This window comes from Streptomyces natalensis ATCC 27448 (assembly GCF_000935125.1).
GTDB classification, from domain to species: Bacteria; Actinomycetota; Actinomycetes; order Streptomycetales; family Streptomycetaceae; genus Streptomyces; species Streptomyces natalensis.
This window is the reverse complement of record NZ_JRKI01000045.1, coordinates 279308-301057: the sequence shown is the minus strand read 5'-3', so window position 1 is coordinate 301057 and position 21750 is coordinate 279308. Positions and strand designations below refer to the sequence as shown.

Genomic DNA, 21750 nt, shown 5'->3' with positions numbered 1-21750 from the left:
GCGGGTGGGGCCCGAAGCCGACGATGGCCGTCCTGAGCGGATCCCCCTCGGCCCCTCGGCTCTTCCCGCCCCGTGGCTCCCCGTGGCTCCCCGTGGCTCCCCGGGCCCCCGCATCACCGCTGAGCCCCGTCCCCTACCCGCCCCCGGCCGAACCCCTCCCTCCCCTCCTGCCTCTCCCTCCCCGCCTCGTCCTGCTGCTGTGCCAAACGGCCGCGACCACCAGCACACAACCGCCCGCCTGGAGGGGAGTCGGGCGCTCACCGATGGCGACGCCGAGGGCGAACGCCATCACCGGCTGAAGCAACAACAGCGCCGCGCCCACGTTCGGCGCCAGCCTCGGCAGCGCGCCGGTGATCAACAACCAGGCCAGCACCTGCCCCACAAGGGCGAGCGCGATCAGCCAGCCCCAGGCGGGCCAGCCGGGGCTGAGGTCGACGCCGGTCCACAGCCCGCCCATCACCGCGGCCGCGCCCGCCGCTGCCGCGGTCGACACGCACACCGGAGTCACCGTGTGCCCCCGCCCGCCACCGAGCCGCATCAGGAACAGATAGCCCGCATATGCCACGCCCGCCGCCGTTCCGAACGTCACCCCGGCCACCGGATGGCTGCCCGGCTCCGGCCGCCCGATCGCCCCGCTCGCCAGCGCGACACCGGCCAGCATCAACGGGGCCATGAACACAAACCGCCGGGACGGCCTCGTCCCCGACACCAGCCAGGCCAGCAAGGGGAAGACGACCACCTGCACATTCAGCAGAACCGTCGCGACCGACGCGCCCACATTGAGGACGGCGGCCGCCCAGAACACCATGTCCACGCCCAACAGCACCCCGGCGCAGCCATCCATCAGCAGTCGGCGCGCCGGCCGCGCGCCGACCCGGCGCACCTCCCGCCAGGCGAGCGGCACGAGCACGAACAAGGCGAGTGCACACCGCAGAAACGCGGCCGTCCCCGCGTTCGTGCCGGACAGCTTCACGAACACGGCCGATGCCGAGATACAGGCGGACCCCGCGATGGCCGAAACCACCGGATTCCCGCGCCTGCCGCCCCGTTGTCCACCGCCCCGTTGTCCGTCGCCCCGTTGTCCGTCGCCCCGTTGCCCGTCGCCCCGTTGTCCACCGTCCTGCGGTCCGCCGCCCGCTGGGCGGCTGCTCCCACCCTCCCGCGGCCCGCGTACGGCCGACAACTCCCCGGCCGACAAGGTCTCCTCCCACTTCTCCCCCGACTTCTCCCACGCCATGACCCCACTGTGCCGCCCCGAACCCAGAACAAAAAGCGACGATTCATCGCCAGTACTCGGTAGCATTCCTCACGTGTTCACTCTCGACCGGCTCCGCGCCCTCGCGGCGGTAGCCGCCCACGGCTCCATCGCACGAGCCGCCCGGAGCATGCATATGACGCCGTCCGGCGTCTCGCAGCAACTGGCCAAACTGGAGCGCGAGGCCGGGCACCCGCTCCTGGAGCCGCACGGCCGCAGCGTCCGTCTCACCCACGCCGGCCGCATCCTGGCCGGCCACGCCGACCGCCTCCTCGCACAACTCGCCGCGGCCCAGGCGGATCTGGCCGATCTCGGCGACGAGGTGCTCGGCCCGCTCCGTATCGGCGGCGTGGGCAGCGCCGTACGCACCCTGCTGCCCGAGGCGCTGGCCACCCTCGTCGCCGCACACCCCCGGCTCACCCCCACCGTCGTCGACGGCGAGGCCATCGACCTGCTGCCCCTGCTGCTGAACGGCGAACTCGACCTCCTGCTCATCGAGAGCTGGGCCAACCGCCCGCTGCCCGTCCCCGAGGGCGTCACGCAGCGTCAACTGGTGAGCGAAGAGGTCTACGTCGCCGTGTCCGAACGCCATCCCCTCGCCGACCGCGACACCGTCGACCTCGCCGAGCTGGCGGACACGGTCTGGGCCTGCTGCCCGCCAGGCACCGAGCCCTACGAAGCCCTCGTCCAGGCCCTGCGCGCCCGCGGCGTTGAACCCGACATCCGCTACGCCGTGGCCGAACACCCCACCCAGCTCGCCCTGGTGGCCCGCAGTCTCGCCGCCGCCCTCATCCCCGCCATGTCCCGCGACGCCGCTCCGCCCGCCGTACGCTTCCTCCTCGCCCACCCACCCCTACGCCGTGACATCCGCGCCGCCTGGCTCACCCGCGGCGAGAGCCCACCCGTACGGGCCTGCGTCGCAGCGCTCACAGCGTGAGCAGGCCCAAATGGGTCTGGCCGACCGCGACTTGACCAGCCGGCCATGACGTCACCAGTCGACTGCGGCGTCACCGGCCCGGCCAAGCGTTCACTGCCCGGCTACCCAGGGAGCCACAGGCGGAAGTCCCGTCACCAGCCCGCCTCGCGGCGCCCCCACTGCGTATCGCCGGCCGCCCACTCCCGTTCCCACAGCGCATAGCGGCGGCGGTCGATCAGCGCCCTGCCGCCCCGTTCCCCGGCAAGCAGCAGCAGACAGGTGCCGCCCGACGCCACCGTGCCGACCGCGATGCTCTGGATGCGGGCCTCGCCGTCGGTGACCGGGTTCCGCAGCAACACACCGCGTCCGTCGAGCCAGGCCGTGGTCCGGTCGCCGGCCCGCAGGTCCGAGGGCACCGTGGTCACTCCCGTACGGGACGCGCCATCGGCAGAGGTCCAGCGCACCGTGGCATGCACCCGGCCGCCGACGCCGCCCGTGGGATCCGCCCCGATGCGGACCGGGGGATCCTCGGTCACCACGGCCGCGACACCGTGGCGGTCATGACTCTGCCGGGCGGCGGCACCGGCCACCGCCTGCGCCGCAGTCACCCCGGCGGCCGGTGCCGCGACCGCTATCAGCAGCGCCGTGATCAGCACCAGCCACGCCTGTGCCACATCACAGCCGCGCCACAGCGGGCCGCGCCGGAACCGCGCCAGGAACCTCCCGAGCGGCATCACACACCACCGCCTTCCGCCCGTGTACCGACCGTCGCATGTCAGGGAGGCCGGGCCGAGGGGCCGAACGGCCCTACAGGGGTGGCGACGGGCGCCGCCCGCACCGCACCGCCGCTACCCCCGGCCCCCTGCCATCGCGCCCACTCCCTGCCACCGCGCCCACTCCCGCCGCATTCCGCACGCCGCCTCATCACGCCATCTCGTTCATCCAGCCGTAGACCTGCCGCGGTCCCGGCTCCGGCGGCGCTGCGCCCGCGTCCGCCATGTCGTGGTCGGCCACGCGGATCAGCTTCGAGCCCAGGTCATGCATCGCGCGCCCGGCCGCCAGCTCGTCCCCGATGGCCGGTACGTCGACGTCCTGGGGATTGCAGCGGGCGATGCCGTGCCCGGTGAGTGCGATGGTGCCGGTGTCCAGCTCCACCCGTGCCTTGGTCGTCCCGTCCTCCTCGGAGAGGTACAGATGAATGTCCCACTCCGCTGTCGTCGCCATGTCTGCCTCCGCTTCCTCCTCCGCCCGGTCGACAAGACGCCCCCCGCCATCCCGTCACTCGTGCGGCACCACCGCCACCGGACAGGGCGCGTGATGCACGGCCGCCTGCACCACATGTCCGATCCGCGCCGCCAGCATCCGACGCTTGTGCCGCCGGCCGACGATCAGCAGCCCCGCCTCGACGGCATCGCGCAGCAGCGCCGACGCAGGACTCTCCAGCTCCACCCGCTCCGCCACCCGCACCTCGGGGAACCTCTCCCGCCAGGGCCGCAGTGCCTCGGCCAGCTCCCGCTGCGCGTCCTTGGCCGTCATCTCCGCGACGTACGGCTCCACCCCGCCACCGCGGTTGTACGCATGCGCCGGAAGATGCCGGCCATGTACGACGCGCAGCGTGACACGGCGGCGCGCAGCACTGTGGAAGGCAAAGGCGAGCAGCGCCTCACAGGGCTCGTGCAAGCTCAGCCCGACCACCACATCCCGGTTGCTCTCGGTTGCCGCCAACTCCTGCCGGTTCCGTATCAGGACGACCGGGGTCTCGGTGTGCGCGACTATCTCCAGCCCGACCTCGCCCAGCGCATAGCGCGATACGGGACCGAGATCCCGCGACCCCAGGACCATCAGATCCGACTCCCCGGCGGCCTCCTTCAGAGCCTCCAAGGGGTCCTTGGTCACCATGGCCTCCTCCAGCGGCAGGTCCGGTTCCTGCGCCTGTACGGCCTCCCGCGCCTCGTTCATGATCCGGTGCGGCCAGTAGTTCTGGTCCCGTTCATCGACGGGGTGCGCTGACGGCTCCGGCGCCAGCATCACCCAGGAGTGCAGCAGCCGCAGCCGGGCATTGCGCAGGCGCGCCTCCTGCGCCGCCCACCGCACGGCGGACAACGACTCGGGCGTACCGTCCAGGCCGACAGTGATGACGTCCTTCATGGCCTCGCTCCGTTCCACACCCTCTACCTTGCTCCGCCCCCGCGGGCCGGGCCACTGCTCCCCGCCCCGCTGCTCACGGCGGCGAGGCGCGAGCGCGGTCGTATCTGCCGGCGGTGTCTGCTGTGTCGGCGGTGTCTGCTGTGTCTGCTGCGGGTTTCCCGCGTCCCTTTTCATGGGTTCGACGGTAGGTCACTCAGCGATCACGGAGAGATGCGGAAAGTCATCGATCCGCTCCACATGTGGACGGGGAAAAGCCCCTACGAATGTCACCGCGAGGCAAGGACGCGATCACGTTCGTAGGGGCACGGCACGACAGCGTGCGCCGGGATCAGTCGCGCTGCGGCACCCGCGCGGGGCGGCCCGAGCCGCGGGTCAGGGAGTAGCCGCCGATCCCGGCCAGGGCCGCGAGCAGCCCGCCGACCGCGGTCCAGATCCAGCGGTCGGACCACCAGCCGGAGGACCAGCCGTCGTCCGGCGCGGCCGCCGTCACCCGGTCCGGTGCTGCGCTCGCCTCGTCCTGCGGCGTCGCCTCGTCGGTGGGCGTCGCCTCGTCCGTGGGCGTCGCGTCGCCCTGCGGCGTCGTGGTGCCCGCGCCGGGCACGAGCGGTGCGGCGAGCGAACCGTCAACGGCCTGCGCACCGCCCGCATCGGCGGTATCGGCCCGCACCTCGGCGTGCACGGGCAGACCGAGATCCTCTTGCGGAAGATTTACCACCGTCAGGCGCACGTAATAACTGCCCGGCAGCGGGTCGTTCGCCCACGGCTCCGCCCAGCCGCGGACCGTGCGCAGCGTGCAGGACAGCTCGACGGAGTCCGCGTCCCGCGCTGCCGTCCTGGTCTGCGCCCCGTACCGGCAGGTCTGTCGGCGCCGCAGCCCGTCGTAGACATCGAGCTGCCAGGTGGCGGCCCCGTGCCGGGTGGCCTTGGGCAGCGACACCTTGGCCTTCACGGTGGCCCGCTGCCCCTGGTCGAGCGGCACCACCCAGTAGAGGTAGTCACCGGTCGACGCGCTGGCCGTCGCCCGCTGCCCCGGTTTGACGGCGGTCGCCGTACGGAACGACGTCCCGGCCTCCGTGGGCCCCTCGGAACCCGGACTCGCGCCGGAATCCGTACTCGGGTCCGCGCCGGCATCCGTAGAGGCGCTGGGCGAGGGGCTTTCGGCGGCGGACACACCCGCCGCACCGAACAGCGCGGTACCCGCCACCACACACGACGTCACGGCACGCAGCGCCAGTCCACGCCCCCCAGGTGCGGCCCGGCCCTGTCCACCCCGCACCGGTCCACGTCCCGTCAGCACACGCACGATACGCATCAGTTGGTCCTCCAGACGGAAATGCGCCAGCGCGAGATCCAGCCCCACAGCAGCCCGGCGACCAGGCCGGTCAGCACCAGTGCGCCCAGCAGCCACCAGCCGCGCCCCAGGCCGAAGGAGGCCGCGTCGGCGGCGTCGTGCGGTGCGTCCACGACGTCCACGGTCAGCTCGACGGGCAGGCCCGGCTCGGTCTTGACCGAGGGCGGCGCCGAGAAGGAGTTGCTGACCTGTAGGCACACCGTCTCCGCCGCGGGCTCGTCGGCCCCGTCGGGGGCATCGGCCGGCGGCTTGGGATAGCGCAGCCCGGAGGAGATCACATCGGTCCGCCCGCTGCCGGCCTCCGACCCCCGCACGATTTCCCGGCCGTGGACCGTCGAGGCCTGCAACAGCACCCCGTAGTCGTTGTTGACGGCACGGTCCGCGGCCACGCTCACCGACGCCCGAAGTTCCTGTCCGGGCCGGACATCCACCCGGTACCAGCGGTGCTCGGCGAACTTCTCCCGGTCGCTGTAGAGACCGGGCGTGAGCTTGGGTGCACCGTCACACTGCTGTGCTCCCTTGGTTGCCACCGGGGTGACGACCGGATGGGCGGCTCTGTCCACCAACTGATGGACGCGGTCGCGCAGTTCACCGGTGTGCTTCACCGAGGTGTACGTGCCGCCGGTGGCCTCGGCGATGCAGCTGAGCTGGTTACGGGTTTTGGCGTCCGGCAGCAGGCCGAGCGTGTCGACGGTGAGATGGATGCCCCGCGCCGCGATATCGCGCGCCACCACGCAGGGGTCGAGCGGGGCGCAGGTGTCCTCGCCGTCCGTGATCAGCACGATCCGGCGGGCCCCGTTGCTGCCCTTGAGGTCATCGGCCGCACCCAGCAGGGCCGGGCCGATCGGCGTCCAGCCGGTAGGGGCGAGCGTCGCCACCGCCGTCTTGGCGTCGGTCCGGTCGAGCGGGCCGACCGGGTAGAGCGCCTTGGTGTCCTTGCAGCCGGTCTTGCGGTCGTCACCGGGATAGTTGGCGCCGAGCGTACGGATCCCGAGCTGCACCTCGTGCGGTACGGCGTCCAGCACCTCGTTGAACGCCTGCTTCGCCGCGGACATCCGCGACTGTCCGTCGATGTCGCGGGCCCGCATGGAGCCGCTGACGTCGAGCACCAATTCGACCTTGGGGGTGGGCTTTGCGTCGGGTTCGTCCGCGACGGCTTGTGCCGGCAGGAGCCCGACGGCCAGGGTGGTGAGCAGCCCGCACACCCCGGCCGCCAGCCGTTTTCTTATGATCATCGCCGGATCGTAGTGAGGATTCGCCCTGGCGCCAAAACTGCCCGTTTGTGAAAGTTTTTTCAGCCGTGGTGGCGCGATGGGACCGCCCCAAGGGGCGGCGTCTCACTCCAGCTGAGGGGCGGCTCGGGCCGCGTCCACAAAGTCTTCCAACGCTTTCCAGAAAGGGCTGAAAGCGTCATCGAACGCACGGGGGCTGTCGCGTTCGCCGTCGAGAGCGGCCTTGAGGGCCGCATGGAAAGGCCCGGTCGCCTTTTGCACGGCCAGCGCCGCGGCGGCCGCCCCGGGCGGGCCCTCCAGCTCGACCACGCGGGCGCAGCGGCGGATCTTCGCGTACTCGGAGATCTGACGGTCGTACAGCGCTCCGAGAGCGGCGGTGCGTTCCTCGGAGTGGGGGAGGCGGAGCGTTGTCGATATCTCCCAGAACAACTCGCCCATGAGGTGGGTCCGTTCGATCAGATCCAGATAGGCCGCACGCCGGCTCTCCCGCAACCGCTCGGCCCGTTGCGACCGTGCGGCGGTCTCCGCCTGGATCCGGGCAGCCTGGGTACTGCCTCGGCTGGTGACCCAACTGGCGAGTACCGCGGTACCCCCGGTCAGCGCCGCGATTGCCACCGTCCATATCGTGCTGTCCCCCACGCGGCGCCACAATACCCAGGCGCCCCGGGGGACGGGCCGCCAGGGCGCCTGCTCGTACCACCGTCATGACCTCTACGCCCCTACGACTCCTACGACTCCTACGCCCCTACGGCCCCTACGACTCCTGAGACTCCTACGACGGGAACTCACCCGGCGGCACGTCGCTGGTGGTCGCATTCCCGCCGATCACCTTGTTCAGCGTGAATCGCAGCACCGTGTACTGCGTCCCGCCCGCTACCCGGACCGTCCGGAAGTCCGCCGTGTCATCGAATTTCTGAAAGCTGCACTGCCGAGTGAAAGACCGCTTACCACCGTCCCAGTCCTCGCCGGTGGTGAAGTACACGGTGTACGAGCCGCTGCTGACGCTCCCTACGGTCGTGTCGGAGCCGTGGCGGACATACACCGACAACGCCGTCCGGCTGCCGCGTGTCAGCGAGACCACCGCGTCCGTACCGGTCCCGTTGTCGATGGTCAGCCGGCCGAGGCCACCCCTGCTGCCGTCGCGAATCAGCGTGCCGTTGCCGAGCCGGCGGTGTTTGGCCTGCTCGGTACGAGGCAGGTCCAGTGCGGCGTCGTAGCCGAGTGCGGTGAGTGCGCGGCTCGCCTCCTTGACCTCCTTGGGGCCCGACGCCGTACCGAGCTCGACCCGTGGCGAGGCGGCGCACCGCCCGCCGCCTCCGCGAGCGCTCCGCAGATCCTGCCCCAAGGAACGCAGTGCGGAGGCCAGTCGGCCGTTTCCCGCGGTGGCGTTGTCCGGTGTCCGTGCGGTGTCCAACGCGGCGGCGGCCGCCTCCGCCTTCTGGGCGGCCGCCGCCATCGCCTTGTCCAGCGGGCCGCCCGCCTGCGCCCGGTCGACCGCGCGCAGGGCGCCGTTGAGCGGGCCGAGGGTGGAGGCCAACGTACGGCGATAGGCGGCGGGTTCGACGGCTGGTGCAGTGCGGGCGGACGACGGTGACGTCCCGGTCGTCGCACTCGCGGATCCGGCCGCCCCGTCGCCCCTCCCCCCGCCCGCAGAACAGCTCACCAGAGGCACGGCCAGGACCAGGCCGACACCGATCCCGATCCACACAACGCGGCGCTTAGATGAATCAGATCTGGATGCAGACGTGGCTACAGGCGTTAAGGCTGCCGGCAATGCAGAGTTGGACCGCACGATGCTTCCCCCGTTTCCCCGCTCGCGGACATCCCGCTCGCGGTTCCGCTGCTCCCGGCTTGCCGGTACCCCCCGAAATCCCTTCCACCGGATTTCGTCATTTCCCGTATCACCGCAACCGCCGGAGCAATCCGCTCACCAGGCTTCTCCGCGTGCCAAGAGCTGTCAAGGAGCGCAAGGGGGCGCACCCGACGGCCGACGGTCGCCTCTCATGGCGGCCGACAGCACGCGTCAGATCACATCTGCAAGTTCTTGCTGCAATCGTCGCTTCGGGCGCGCACCCACCAGCGACTTCACCGGCTCGCTCTTGCGAAAGACCGCCTCCCCGCCCGGAGGGCCGATTCCCGGCGGACCGGCCGGAGCGACGAGGATGGACACGGCAGCCGCCACCCAAGTGGACGAAGAAGACGGGCAAGCGCCCCCCCAGAAAGGACCACCCCCACATGCGAGTCAAGGACTTCGATCACCTCGTCCTCAACGTTCAGGACGTGGAGCGCTCACTGGACTTCTACTGCGGCCCGCTCGATCTGGAACCGGTGCGGGTGGCGGAGTGGCGGGCCGGCGAAGCCCCGTTCCCGTCGGTTCGGGTGAGCCCGTCGACCATCATCGACCTGGTCGAGCGGCCCCGCGGCGAGTCCAATGTGGACCACATCTGTCTGGTCGTGGATCCGCTGGACTGGCAGGAGGTCATCGACTCGGGCACGTTCACGGTGCTGGAGGGGCCGGTCGGCCGGTACGGCGCCCGGGGTGACGCACAGTCGGTCTATGTGGCCGATCCCGACGGCAACACCGTGGAGCTCCGCTGGTACCCGCAGGATGCCGAGCAGTAGGACCGCCGAGGGCGCCCGGCGGCCTGGTGGGGGGTGCGGCGCGGAGGCCGCCCGCACCCCTCACAACGGCCGCCACAGGGGTGGACCGTAACGGTGAACGACCCGCCCCGCAGAAACGCGAGGCCCGATCTGCCAAGGGTGTCCGCACAGGTCAGGGCCATGGTGCAGGATGGGACAGGGAGGTGACGCCACGTGTGTCGCATCCGCCGAGGTTTATATGTTTATCGGTAGGATTCGCGCGGTGCAGACACCGCAGAAATCGCAGACACGGCAGAAAACGCAGATGCCGCAGGAACCGCAGAAAGCCAGCGCCCCTCTGAGTGAGGTGATTCGGTGAACGGCCCCGATGCCACCGACGAGCAGTGGGAAGGGCTCGCCGAGGTCGTCCCGCTCCGCAGCAGCAGTGAGTGGCCGTCCTGGCCCGACCACCGCGCGCTCCCGGACGACGAACCGGCCGAGGAGAAGCGGCGTTTCATGGTGATCCGCGTCCAGACCTTCGCGGACGCGCGTGAGGTCGCCGAGTACCTCATGGCGCAGATTCCGGTCCTGCTCGACCTCAGCAGCGCCGACACGGACGTCGCCAAGCGCATTCTCGACTTTTCCAGCGGCGTCGTCTTCGGACTCGGCAGCGGCATGCACCGCGTCGACACCAATGTTTTCCTGCTCGCGCCCCTCGGCACGGAGGTTGCCGAACCGGCCACCGGGGCCGTCCCTCATTCGTAGGAAGAGCTGTTGGGCGTAACGGTTCTCCGTCCCAGGCACTGCATAGCGTCCCCGTGTGAATACATACAGTGCGCGTCCGGCGGTCACCGAATTACGGCTCTCCGCTTTCAAGATCCATCGTGGTGTCACCCTGCCGATCGGCCCGCTGACCCTGCTGGCCGGTGAGAGCGGCAGCGGCAAGACCAGCGCGTTGCAGGCGTACGAGATCCTCTCCCGGCTCGGCAGTGGGGAGCCGCTGGCGCACGCCGTCGGGAAGGTGGCGGGCGGCTCGGAGGCATGCATTCCGGCGGGCGCGCGAGCCGACGAACAGGGGCGGCGCGGCTTCCGCATCGGCTGTACGGTCGACGGTCCGGTCGGCCTCGTCCACCTGGACCTCGCCGTACAGGCCGAACCCGAACTCCGCATCGTCGGCGAGCGGTTGACCGGCGGCGGCGAGACGCTGCTCACCACGGCGCTCACCGATCCCGCCCGCCGCGCCGTCCAGGCGGCCTGGCACACGGCAGGCGCGACACCGGTGACCCGCGCACCGCTGCCCGACGACCGGCTGGCCACCTCGCTGCTGCCGCTGCGCGTCGCGGGCAAGACCGCCGGGCAGCGGCTGGTCCTGGCCGCGGCGGAGCAGGTCGTGGTCGCGCTGCGGTCGGTCTTCGCCTGCGATCCGCGGCCCGAGGTCATGCGGGCGGCGGGACGGGGAGCCGCCCCAGGGCCCGAGGCGACCGAGACGGCCAAGGCAGCCAAGTCGGCCAGGACGGCAAAGGCCGCGAAGGCGGCGGGCGCGGCCACCCGGGGGCGGTCCACCGTCCGGCCCGGTGAGGCCGGCGGCTGGCGGCGGGACGAGGAGGCCGACGAAGGCAGACTCCGGTCGTCGTGCGAGAACCTCCCGGCGGTGCTGGAGCGTACGAGCCGCGAGTGCACCCGGAGGCATGCGCTCCTGGTGGCGGCGGTACGGGAGGCGTGCGCGGGGCCGGTCGACGGGCTGCACGCGGTCCCGCGCGAGGTGAAGCCCGCCGAAGAAGCGGTCGCCGCCGGGGTCGGGCCCGGGGTCGGCGCGGAGCGGGCGGAACCGGGGGCGACGGCTGGGGCGTGGGGTGACGGGGGCGCGGGGCAGGGCTGCGTGGCGACGCGTACGGTCCGCGGCGCGGTCGGGGTGTCGCCTACTTCGGCCGGGATGCAGGCCGTGGTCGACCGGGGCGCCCTGGGAATGATGCCGGTCGAGCAGCTCGGCGACGGTGAACTGCGGTTTCTCGCGCTGGCACTGGTCCTGCTGACGGGGCCCGGAGTGCTGGAGATGGATCCGGCGGGGGAGATTCCGTCGGCCTGCCAGCAGCTGACGGTCATGGCGGACGGCCTCGACCGCTGCCTGGACCGCCGGCAGGCGCGCGAACTGCTCTCGCTGGCGGTACGGATGGCCGAACGCGGTCATGTCCGGCTGCTGGGGTCGGTACGGGATCCGTCGGCCGCCGAGGGGCTGCCCGGTGTGCAGGTGCTACATCTAGGGGCATGAGTGACGATCTTCATGCCCTCCAGCGGCGGCTGGCCGAGTTCGCGGCCGCCCGCGACTGGCAGCAGTACCACACGCCCAAGAACCTCGCCGCGGCGCTGAGCGTCGAGGCCGCCGAACTCGTCGAGATCTTCCAGTGGTTGACCCCGGAGCAATCGTCGACGGTGATGTCCGATCCGGAGGCGGCCGGCCGGGTCGAGGACGAGGTCGCGGATGTGCTGGCGTATCTGCTCCAGTTCTGTGAGGCGCTGGGGATCGATGCGCTGACCGCGCTCGCCGCAAAGATCGAGCGCAATGAGGCGCGCTTCCCGCCGGTCCGCCGGGCCCTGCCGGACCGACCGCGGGGGAGTGAGGGGCGGGGAGGAGAAGGGGAGTAAGGGAGTAAGGGGGTGACTCCCCCGTCCCTTCCTCTCCCTTCACCCTCCCCTCCCTCGTTGTCTTCTCTCCCTCCCGCCTCTCTCCTCCCTCTCCTTTCTTCTCTCCCTCCCGTCCCTCTCTCACCGTCGAGTGCCGGAACGCCGTCAACGAGTTTGACGTTGTCCGGGGTGGCAGGAGTGTCGTCGAACTTTCAAGTGCCCTGTGGTGGCAATGTTGTTGGCGGTAGCAGGGTGGCACCCGTGGGTGACGGACGCGGACCGGCGTACCGTTCATCACTCTATGGAGTCATGGATCTTTCCACAGCGCCTTGCTTGTCCACAGAATTGCGAAATCCTCTGGCGTTTTTGGGTGTTCGCCTTCACTCTGGGTAGTGGAAGGAGTGCGGGGCGAAGGCGAGGGATGAGGAAGGGAGGGGGCGCGGATGGATGCGGTGCGGATCATCGCGGCCAGCCGGCGCGGTCTGGCGCAGGCGAGCACGGTTCAGGACGTGGTGGTCGAGGCGTGGCAGGCGCAAGCCTTGGCGGAAGCGATAGGCAGCCATCTCGCGATAGTGGGGCCGTACGAGGTGCGCTCCAGAGCCCGGGGGCTGGGCGATGCGGGCGGGCGGTTCAGCGGGGGACTGCTCTTCCAAGCGCCGACCGTCGGCGGGCTGCGTGCGGCGCAGCTGACCGAAGTACGCGATGTCAAAACCGCATTGACCGGCCTGGCCCGGCTGCTGCAAGAGGTCTGCGAGGCACTGGTGGGTGTGGTGTGTTCGGCCGATGAGGAGGGGATGTACTGGACTTGCGTCGAGGCCATGGACACGGCCGATGAGTCGAGGGATCACGTGTCCGGGATATTGGAGAAGCTGGAGGCACGGGAACGGAATCTCGCCTGACCTAGGACGGGAGTGCCCGACCTGATCTGGCCTGCCCTGATCTGACCTCTGCCACCGCGCCCCGGGCGGCCCCGCCCGCCTCCCCGTCACCGCAGCCGCCACGGCCACCGCCCAGCCATCACGCCCACCCCAGCACCGGCATCACCGCAGCCCGCGGCCCATGGCGGCCGCAGGTGACCCGACCTGGTGCATCGAACCGCCCGGACGGTTGGCCCGCCGTCGAGTGTGCAGGATGGAGGTATGGACCTACGAATCTTCACAGAGCCCCAGCAGGGGGCTTCCTACGACACCCTTCTTGCCGTCGCCAAAGCCACCGAAGACCTCGGATTCGACGCATTCTTCCGGTCGGATCACTACCTGCGGATGGGCAGCACCGACGGGCTGCCCGGCCCGACGGACGCCTGGATCACCCTGGCCGGCCTGGCCCGTGAGACCCGGCGCATCCGCCTCGGCACACTGATGACGGCGGGCACCTTCCGCTTCCCGGGGGTGCTGGCCATCCAGGTGGCGCAGGTCGACCAGATGTCCGGCGGCCGGGTCGAGCTCGGCCTCGGTGCAGGGTGGTTCGAGGAAGAGCACAGGGCGTACGGCATTCCGTTCCCCAAGGAGAAGTTCGCGCGCCTGGAAGAGCAGTTGGCGATCATCACCGGCCTGTGGGCCACCGAGGAAGGAAAGGAGTTCTCCTACAACGGCAGGCACTACCAGCTGGCGAAGTCGCCCGCGCTGCCCAAGCCCGCCCAGCGCAAGGTACCGGTGCTGATCGGCGGACACGGTGCGAGGCGTACCCCGCGGCTGGCGGCGCAGTACGCCGACGAGTTCAACATCCCCTTCGCCTCGATCGAGGACAGTGAGCGCCAGTTCGGACGGGTGCGGGCGGCCGCCGAAGCCGCCGGGCGCAAGGGCGATGACCTGGTGTATTCCAATGCCCTTGTCGCGTGTGTCGGCAAGGACGATGCCGAGGTGGCGCGACGTGCCGCGGCCATCGGACGGGAGGTGGAGGAACTGAAGGCCAACGGCCTCGCGGGCTCGCCCGCCGAGGTCGTCGACAAGATCGGACGGTACGCCGCGCTCGGCACATCGCGGGTCTATCTGCAGATCCTGGACCTCGACGACCTGGATCACCTGGAGCTGATCTCCTCGCAGGTGCAGTCGCAGCTGGGCTGAGAACGGCCTCCGGGCGTTCCCGGGGGCGGACGCCACCGGAAAACCGGTGGGGCAGCGGAGCGCGGGACGCGATACTCAATCGCGTGTTCCTGACGATAACCACCACCGGCAGTGCCGACCGTCCCGCGACCGATCTCGGATACCTGCTGCACAAGCATCCCGACAACGCCCAGCAGTTCTCGACGGCGTACGGAACCGCGTATGTCCTCTACCCGGAGGCCGACGCGCAACGGTGCACGGCGGCGCTGCTGCTGGAGGTCGATCCGGTCGCCCTGGTCCGTCGCGGGCAGGGCAAGGGCCGTGGTGGCACTCCGGATTCGGCACTCGGGCAGTACGTCAACGACCGTCCGTACGCGGCGTCCTCGCTGCTGGCCGTGGCGCTGCGCACCGTCTTCGCCAGCGCGATGAAGGGGCAGTGCACTGCGCGTCCGGAGCTGCCAGGACAGCCGATGCCGCTGCGGATCGAGGTGCCGGTGCTGCCCGCGCGGGGCGGCGCGGAGCTCGTGCAGAAGCTGTTCGAGCCGCTGGGCTGGACGGTGGAGGCCGAGCCGGTGCCGCTGGATGCGACGTTCCCGGAGTGGGGCGATTCGCGTTACGTACGGCTGGTGCTGGAGGGGGAGTGCCGGCTCGCCGAGGCGCTGCGGCAGCTGTATGTGCTGCTGCCGGTGCTGGACGACGCCAAGCACTACTGGATAGCGCCCGATGAGGTCGACAAGCTGCTGCGGGCCGGCGAGGGCTGGCTGGAGGACCACCCTCAGCAGCGGGTGATCGTCGGCCGCTATCTGGCGCGGCGCGCGGCACTGACGCGCCGGGCCATGGAACGACTGGAGCTGGAGCGGCTGGCCGAGTCGGACGACACGGACGCCGAGGACATCGACAACGCGGTGGACGAGGAGGTGGACACCGAGGAGAAACCGGTACCGCTCGCCGTACAGCGGCGGGAGGCGATCCTGGCGGAGCTGCGCGCGGCCAAGGCGGCGCGGGTGCTTGATCTGGGCTGCGGACAGGGGCAATTGGTCGGTGCGCTGCTCAAGGACCGGCAGTTCACCGAGATCGTCGGAGTGGATGTGTCCATGCGGGCGCTGCACGAGGCGCGGCGTCGGCTGCGGCTGGAGCGGATGTCCGAACGGCAGTCGGCGCGCGTACGGCTCGTCCAGGGGTCGCTGGCGTACACCGACAGCCGGCTCAAGGGCTATGACGCGGCGGTGCTGAGCGAGGTCGTCGAGCATGTCGATCCGGCGCGGCTGCCGGCGCTGGAGTACGCGGTGTTCGGGGCGGCCCGGCCGCGCTCGGTCGTGGTGACCACACCGAACGTCGAGTACAACGTGCGGTGGAAGTCCCTGCCGGCCGGCCAGGTGCGCCATGCGGACCATCGCTTCGAGTGGACCCGGGAGGAATTCCGGACATGGGCGCGGGAGGTCGGCGCACGGCACGGCTACGCGGTGGCCTTCGCCCCGGTGGGCCCCGAGGACCCCGAGGTCGGGCCGCCGACCCAGCTGGCGCACTTCCGCCTGGAGGGTGACAACGGCAGTGCCGGCAGCAAGGAGGACAGGGGTAGCAGCAACAGCAACAGCAACGGCAGTGACAGTGGCAGCGGTGCGATGAGGGGAAAGGAGGCCGCGGCATGACGGACGACGACCGTACCGGGCACGAGCACCAGAACGGGCACGGGCAGGAGCACGAGTACGAGGACCGGAACGGGCACGAGGACAACCACCACATCAAGGACGGCAACGTGAAGCAGCCTCCGGACGAGGGTCGGCGCAACGACCAGCAGGGGAGCGGGCGTGCGCAGGGGGGCGAGGCGCGGCCTCAGGTACGGTCCGAGCGGGCGGCTCGTACGCTCGCGGTGCCCGATCTGTCGCTCGTGGTGCTGATCGGCGCCACCGGATCGGGCAAATCCACCTTCGCCGCACGGCATTTCCGGCCCACCGAGGTCCTCTCGTCCGACTTCTGCCGCGGGCTGGTCAGCGACGACGAGAACGATCAGAGCGCCAGCAGCGATGCGTTCGATGTGCTGCACTACATCGCGGGCAAGCGGCTGGCGGCCGGTCGGCTGACCGTCATCGACGCCACCAATGTGCAGTCCGAGGCCCGGGCCCAGCTCGTACGGCTGGCCCGCGAGCACGACGTCCTGCCGGTGGCGATCGTGCTCGACGTACCCGAGCAGATCTGCGCCGCCCGCAATGCGGCGCGCGCCGACCGGGCCGGGCTGCCCCGCCGGGTCATCCAGCGCCACCAGCGCGAACTGCGCCGGTCCCTGCGCCATTTGGAGCGCGAGGGCTTCCGCAAGGTGCATCTCCTGCGCGGCCCGGAGGAGATCGACGCCGCCGAGATCGTCACCGAGCGGCGGTTCAACGACCTGCGCCATCTCACCGGACCGTTCGACATCATCGGCGACATCCACGGCTGCCGCTCCGAGCTGGAGACCCTGCTCGGCCGGCTGGGCTACGCCCTGGAGCGCGACGCCCTCGGCCGGCCGGTCGACGCCGTGCATCCGCAGGGCCGTACGGCCGTCTTCGTCGGCGACCTCGTCGACCGGGGGCCGGACAGTCCCGGAGTGCTGCGTCTGGTGATGGGCATGGTCAAGGCCGGACACGCCCTGTGCGTGCCCGGCAACCACGAGAACAAGCTCGGCCGTTACCTCAAGGGACGCAACGTCCAGCACACCCACGGTCTCGCCGAGACCATCGAGCAGCTGGAGACGGAGGACGACGCCTTCCGCGCCGAGGTCGCGGCGTTCCTCCACGGCCTGGTCAGCCACTACGTCCTGGACGGCGGCGGGCTGGTGGTGTGCCACGCCGGGCTGCCGGAGAAATACCACGGCCGGACATCGGGCCGGGTGCGGTCGTTCGCGCTCTACGGTGACACGACCGGCGAGACCGACGAGTTCGGTCTGCCGGTGCGCTACCCCTGGGCCGAGGAGTACCGCGGCCGCGCCGCCGTCGTCTACGGTCACACGCCCACCCCGCGTGCCAACTGGCTCAACAACACCATCTGCCTCGACACCGGCTGTGTCTTCGGCGGCACCATGACCGCGCTGCGCTGGCCCGAGCGCGAGCTGGTGGACGTCCCGGCGGAGAAGGTCTGGTACGAGCCCGCCAAACCGCTGGCCGCGACAGCGCCCGGGGGTGCGGACGGCCGTCCGCTGGACCTGGGCGATGTGGCCGGACGGCGCATCGTCGAAACCCGCCACATGGGCCGGCTCGCGGTCAGGGAGGAGAACGCCGCGGCCGCGCTGGAGGTCATGAGCCGCTTCGCGATCGACCCCCGGCTGCTGCCGTACCTGCCGCCGACGATGGCGCCCTGCGCGACCTCCCGGGCCGGGACCGGTGGCGAAACCGCCGGTGGAGCCGCCGATGAGGAAGGCTTCTTGGAGCATCCGGCCGAGGCGTTCGCCGCCTACCGGGCGGACGGGGTGCGCGAGGTGGTGTGCGAGGAGAAGCACATGGGCTCCCGCGCGGTGGTCCTGGTCTGCCGCGACGAGAGCGTGGCCCGGGAACGCTTCGGGGTGCCCGGTGGCGTATCGGGCGCGCTCTACACCCGTACGGGACGGCCCTTCTTCGACGACCCGGCGACGACCGAGCGGATTCTGCACAGGGTCCGGGAGAGCGCCGAGCGGGCCGGGCTGTGGGCGGAGCTGGAGACCGACTGGCTGCTGCTGGACGCCGAGTTGATGCCGTGGTCCCTCAAGGCGACCGGTCTGCTGCGCAGGCAGTACGCGGCCGTCGGTGCGGCGTCGGGGGCGGTGTTCCCCGGGGCGCTCGGGGCGCTGGAGGCGGCCGCCGCCCGCGGTGTCGAGGTGACGCAGCTGCTCGGCCGGCAGCGGGAGCGGGCGTCGGACGCCGCCGCGTTCACGGAGGCATACCGGCGCTACTGCTGGCGCGTCGGCGCGGAACGGCCCGCCGGCACCGATCAGCTGGCGGGCATCCGGCTCGCCCCGTTCCAGATCCTTGCCGTACAGGGACGCAGCCTGGCCGGGCTGCCGCACACCGAGCAACTCGCCATGATCGACCGGCTCATCGCAGCCGAGGCAGAGGCCGCGCCGGAGTCGGGGGCAGGGCCGGAGGCGGAGGCCGGGGCAGAGCCGCAGGACGCGCTGTCGGCGCCGGCCGCGGTCCCGGGCGGCGGCCGTACGAGGCTGCTCGCGCCGACCCGGCGGCTCGTCGTCGACACCGAGGACGAGGCGTCGATCGCGGCAGGTATCGCCTGGTGGCTGGACCTCACCGGGGAGGGAGGTGAGGGCATGGTGGTCAAGCCGCTGCACGCGCTGGTACGCGGCAAGGACGGCCGGCTCATACAGCCGGGCATCAAGTGCCGGGGCCGCGAGTACCTGCGGATCATCTACGGACCCGAGTACACCCGCCCGGAGAACCTGCGGCGGCTGCGCGTCCGCCACCTGGGCCACAAGCGTTCCCTCGCGCTGCGCGAGTACGCGCTCGGCCTGGAGGCCCTCGACCGGCTGGCCGACGGCGAACCGCTGTGGCGCGTCCACGAGGCGGTCTTCGCGGTCCTCGCCCTGGAGTCCGAGCCGGTGGACCCGCGCCTGTAGCGAGCCGGCCGGGGCAGCGGGGTGGCCCCTTACGCCGCAGGGCCCGCGGGCTCTGCGGAGCCTGTCCCACCTGTCCGGCCCGTGCCTGTCCGGCCCGTCCCGTCGGCCCGGTAGGACCGGCGGTAGTCCACCGGTGGTACGCCCATCGCGCGGGTGAAGTGCCGGCGGAGATTTGCGGCGGTCCCCAGGCCGCTGATCTCCGCCACCCGCTCCACCGCGAGATCGCTGCCCTCCAGCAACTCGCGGGCGCGGGCGATGCGCTGGACCTGCAACCACTGCATCGGGGTGGTGCCCGTGGCCGCGTGGAAGCGGCGGACCAGGGTGCGCGGGCTGGTGTTCGCCTGACGGGCGAGGTCGGCGACGGTGAGCGGCTGCCGCAGCCGTTCGGCGGCCCAGTGCAGCAGCGGAGCGAGGGAGTCGTCGCGGCGCTCGGGCAGCGGCGTCTCGATGTACTGGGCCTGGCCGCCGGGCCGGTGCGCGGGCGCGACCAGCTGGCGGGCGCGGGAGTTGGCGATCTCGGTGCCGAAGTCCTTGCGTATCAGGTGCAGACAGACATCGATGGAGGCGGTGGCGCCCGCACCGGTGAGCACATCGCCGTGATCGACGTACAGGACCGCCGGGTCCACGGTGACCGCCGGATAGCGCTCGGCGAGCAGATCGGCGTACATCCAGTGCGTGGCCGCCGTCCGGCCGTCGAGCAGTCCGGTCGCAGCCAGGGTGAAGGCGCCCGAGCAGAGGGACACCAGCCGCGCCCCGCGCCGGTGGGCCTCGCGCAGCGCCGCCACGAGGACGTCCGGCGGATCGCCGTGCACATCGGAGGATGCCGGTACGAGAACGGTATCGGCATCGATCAACTCCTCGACACCGTACGGGGTGTGGGTGGTGAACCACGACTGCGCGCGGGGCGCCTCGCCGTCCGTGCCGATCGCACAGACCCGCAGGTCGTACCAGTCCGGGGGAGTGTCCATGCGGTCCGTGCCGAAGATGTGGCAGGGGATGGCGAGTTCGAAGAACGGCATGCCGTGGGTGGCGGCGACGGCGAGGGTGGGCATCCGACGAGTATGCCAGGACAAGTGGCAGCAATGTAGCGGGTGTTGTCAGAACTGCCACTCGTGGTGGCGGTGCGCGGCGACCAGGCTTTATCGCCATGACCACTTCTCTTTCCGGACGCCGCCGTACGGGTGCGTCCGCGGACGCCGGTGCCAGCGGCGGCGCGTCCGATGCACCCGATCCGCGGCGCTGGCTGATTCTCACCATCGCCTCCGCCGCGCAGTTCCTGGCCGTACTCGATCTGATCGCCGTCACCATCGCCTTCCCGGCGATCGGACGGGACTTCGCGCCGGCGCCCGCCTCCGCACTGTCCTGGGTGCTGAACGGCTACACCGTGGTGCTCGCCGCGCTGCTCGTACCGGCCGGCCGGATCGCCGACGAGGCCGGCCGGCGGCGCAGCTTCCTGATCGGCATGGTGCTCTTCGGCGCCGCCTCGGCGGCCTGCGGCGCGGCACCCACGCTGGCGCTGCTGATCGCGGCCCGGGTGCTCCAGGGCATCGCGGCCGCCGTCCTGATCCCCACGTCCCTCTCCCTCGCGCTGCCCGCCTTCCCGCCGCACGAGCGGGCGAGCGCGGTCGGCGCCTGGACCGCGGTCAGCGCCGTGGCGGCCAGCTCGGGCCCGGTGCTCGGCGGCCTGCTCGCCGCCTTTGACTGGCGGCTGGTCTTCCTGGTCAACGTTCCCGTGGTGCTGGTCGCGGTCGCCGCGGGCGTCCGGCTGCTGCCCCGCACCCCGCGCGGTGAACGGCATGCGCTCGACCTGCCCGGGACCGCGCTGGTGCTGCTGTGCATCGGCGCCCTGGTGACCGCATGCGTCCAGGCCCCCGAATGGGGATATGGCGCGCCGGCCACGCTTGTCACCCTTGCCGTCGGCGGACTGGCGGGAGCGCTGGGCGTACGCCATGTCCGGCGGGCCGCCGAGCCCGTCGTCGACCCGGGGCTCTTCCGTACGCCCGGCTTCACCGCCGCCACGCTCGGCCTGCTCGGCTACTTCGTTGCGTACGCGGCCATGATGCTGGGCGCGACCCTGCTGTTCACCGAGGTCTGGCACTACTCGGTCCGTACGGCCGGGCTCGCGCTGGCCCCGTGGCCGCTGACCGTGCTGGTGGTGTCGGCGCTCTCGGGCCGGATCGTGGCGGCGCTCGGGGAGCGGCTGACGGGCGTGATCGGGGCGCTGTCCTTCGTGGCCGCCGATCTGTGGTGGGCGGTCGCGGCGGACGGCAGCGGGGGCGGCGCCGGGTATGCGGCGCGCTTCCTGCCCGGCCTGATACTCGCGGGCCTTGGCACCGGGCTCTATCAGCCGGTGATGTTCGCGGCCGCGGGACTGCTGCCGGCCCGCCAACTCTCCCTCGGATCGGGCGTGCTGATGGTGTCGCGGCAAGGGGGCACGGCGCTGGGGGTGGCCGTACTGATTGCCGTCATGGGAGGCCAACAGGCACCGGCGATGGGGGAGTTGAGGACCGGGTGGTTGGTGGCGGCGGCGATGTCGGTGGCAGCCGTGGGGGCGGCGCTGCGGGTGGGACGGAGCGGGCGGGCCGGTGAGGGGGTGGCCGGGCCGAAGGGGGGAGCGGGGGCGGGGCGGGGGTGGGTTGTGACTCCTGGGGCCGGATGCGGGCCCCCTCCCCGGATGTGGGCCCCACTCCTGAGCCTCCCCAGGTGGTGCGGCGGCGACGGACGGTCCGTCCCGGAGAAAACCCGGAGAAAACCCGGAGAAGTCCCTGAGCGGTCCCTGAGCGGGCCCTGAACAATCCCTGAGCGGGCCCCGAATTGCCGGACCGGAATGCCCGACCAGGACCGGAATCCCGGACCGGAATGCCTGTCCGGGACCGGAACCCCCCACCGGAATCCGGGGCCGGATTTCCGGCCGGAATGCCCGACCGGCGCGCCGACGCACCCCCCGTGCGCAGGTGCCGCTCCGCGCCCGGCCGCGGTCCTCCCCCTCACCGGCACCCTTCGGCCCCCGCCACCCCCCAACATCGGCCGA

At 71.5% G+C, this 21750-nt stretch carries 19 protein-coding genes and 1 pseudogene; 10 read left to right on the top strand and 10 right to left on the bottom strand.

Translation table 11 applies throughout. The features are described 5' to 3' along the window. Positions 1-133: 133 nt before the first annotated feature. Positions 134-1024 (bottom strand): DMT family transporter, encoded by an 891-nt coding sequence (locus SNA_RS29870; protein ID WP_044367658.1) that lies wholly within the window; start codon positions 1022-1024, stop codon positions 134-136. A 286-nt stretch (positions 1025-1310) separates the two neighbouring features. On the opposite strand from SNA_RS29870, the gene SNA_RS29865 reads away from it, so the two are divergent. Continuing rightward, on the top strand, positions 1311-2192 hold the full coding sequence (locus SNA_RS29865) for a LysR family transcriptional regulator (RefSeq protein WP_044367656.1): 882 nt from the start codon (positions 1311-1313) through the stop codon (positions 2190-2192). 131 nt (positions 2193-2323) lie between these two features. On the opposite strand, the gene SNA_RS29860 is transcribed toward SNA_RS29865, so the two are convergent. The 8 genes and pseudogenes from SNA_RS29860 to SNA_RS41715 form a co-directional block, all read right to left on the bottom strand. Then, positions 2324-2905, bottom strand: a complete 582-nt coding sequence (locus SNA_RS29860; protein ID WP_044367654.1) for an Rv1733c family protein — start codon at positions 2903-2905, stop codon at positions 2324-2326. Positions 2906-3095: 190 nt separating this feature from the next. Next, the gene (locus SNA_RS29855) at positions 3096-3395 is read right to left on the bottom strand and encodes a DUF1876 domain-containing protein (protein WP_030073155.1); all 300 of its coding nucleotides are present in this window, start codon (positions 3393-3395) and stop codon (positions 3096-3098) included. Positions 3396-3449: 54 nt separating this feature from the next. Beyond that, entirely contained in the window at positions 3450-4337 is an 888-nt protein-coding gene (locus SNA_RS29850; RefSeq protein ID WP_338059835.1) for a universal stress protein, read from the bottom strand. Positions 4338-4647: 310 nt separating this feature from the next. Next, entirely contained in the window at positions 4648-5631 is a 984-nt protein-coding gene (locus tag SNA_RS29845; protein WP_241779898.1) for a hypothetical protein, read from the bottom strand. Beyond that, positions 5631-6905, bottom strand: coding sequence for a VWA domain-containing protein (locus SNA_RS29840; RefSeq protein ID WP_030073148.1), 1275 nt, complete (start codon positions 6903-6905; stop codon positions 5631-5633). The genes SNA_RS29845 and SNA_RS29840 overlap by 1 nt, the downstream gene beginning before the upstream one ends. 102 nt (positions 6906-7007) lie before the next feature. Further along, positions 7008-7541 carry a hypothetical protein gene (locus tag SNA_RS29835; protein WP_030073146.1) on the bottom strand — a complete coding sequence of 178 codons (534 nt, stop codon included), beginning with the start codon at positions 7539-7541 and terminating at the stop codon, positions 7008-7010. A 133-nt stretch (positions 7542-7674) separates the two neighbouring features. Beyond that, positions 7675-8439 carry a hypothetical protein gene (locus SNA_RS29830; RefSeq protein WP_052809015.1) on the bottom strand — a complete coding sequence of 255 codons (765 nt, stop codon included), beginning with the start codon at positions 8437-8439 and terminating at the stop codon, positions 7675-7677. Between the two features lie 486 nt (positions 8440-8925). Then, positions 8926-9012 (bottom strand): annotated as a pseudogene (locus SNA_RS41715) (thiol reductase thioredoxin); the annotation flags it as partial. 125 nt (positions 9013-9137) lie between these two features. On the opposite strand from SNA_RS41715, the gene SNA_RS29825 reads away from it, so the two are divergent. The 8 genes from SNA_RS29825 to SNA_RS29790 all read left to right on the top strand — a co-directional run bounded on the left by SNA_RS29825 (position 9138) and on the right by SNA_RS29790 (position 18719). Then, entirely contained in the window at positions 9138-9524 is a 387-nt protein-coding gene (locus tag SNA_RS29825; RefSeq protein ID WP_030073143.1) for a VOC family protein, read from the top strand. Positions 9525-9857: 333 nt separating this feature from the next. Beyond that, complete coding sequence (locus tag SNA_RS29820) at positions 9858-10247, top strand: cell division protein SepF (RefSeq protein WP_030073141.1); 390 nt, start codon at positions 9858-9860, stop codon at positions 10245-10247. Between the two features lie 55 nt (positions 10248-10302). Further along, positions 10303-11751, top strand: a complete 1449-nt coding sequence (locus SNA_RS29815) for an AAA family ATPase (RefSeq protein WP_044367650.1) — start codon at positions 10303-10305, stop codon at positions 11749-11751. Continuing rightward, positions 11748-12125 (top strand): nucleotide pyrophosphohydrolase, encoded by a 378-nt coding sequence (locus tag SNA_RS29810; protein WP_030073137.1) that lies wholly within the window; start codon positions 11748-11750, stop codon positions 12123-12125. Before SNA_RS29815 ends, SNA_RS29810 begins: the two co-directional genes overlap by 4 nt. Positions 12126-12547: 422 nt before the next feature. Continuing rightward, on the top strand, positions 12548-13003 hold the full coding sequence (locus tag SNA_RS29805) for a DUF6099 family protein (protein WP_030073135.1): 456 nt from the start codon (positions 12548-12550) through the stop codon (positions 13001-13003). Between the two features lie 240 nt (positions 13004-13243). Continuing rightward, positions 13244-14167, top strand: a complete 924-nt coding sequence (locus SNA_RS29800) for an LLM class F420-dependent oxidoreductase (RefSeq protein ID WP_030073133.1) — start codon at positions 13244-13246, stop codon at positions 14165-14167. An 83-nt stretch (positions 14168-14250) separates the two neighbouring features. After that, the gene (locus SNA_RS29795; protein ID WP_044367648.1) at positions 14251-15795 is read left to right on the top strand and encodes a 3' terminal RNA ribose 2'-O-methyltransferase Hen1; all 1545 of its coding nucleotides are present in this window, start codon (positions 14251-14253) and stop codon (positions 15793-15795) included. Further along, complete coding sequence (locus SNA_RS29790) at positions 15792-18719, top strand: polynucleotide kinase-phosphatase (protein ID WP_241779897.1); 2928 nt, start codon at positions 15792-15794, stop codon at positions 18717-18719. The genes SNA_RS29795 and SNA_RS29790 overlap by 4 nt, the downstream gene beginning before the upstream one ends. Before the next feature lie 29 nt (positions 18720-18748). Here the strand turns inward: SNA_RS29790 and SNA_RS29785 are convergent, their stop codons facing one another. Beyond that, positions 18749-19771 carry a GlxA family transcriptional regulator gene (locus SNA_RS29785; RefSeq protein ID WP_044367646.1) on the bottom strand — a complete coding sequence of 341 codons (1023 nt, stop codon included), beginning with the start codon at positions 19769-19771 and terminating at the stop codon, positions 18749-18751. A 95-nt stretch (positions 19772-19866) separates the two neighbouring features. Between SNA_RS29785 and SNA_RS29780 the strand changes: the two genes are divergently transcribed. After that, positions 19867-21510 carry an MFS transporter gene (locus SNA_RS29780; protein ID WP_078970297.1) on the top strand — a complete coding sequence of 548 codons (1644 nt, stop codon included), beginning with the start codon at positions 19867-19869 and terminating at the stop codon, positions 21508-21510. Positions 21511-21750 lie beyond the last annotated feature (240 nt).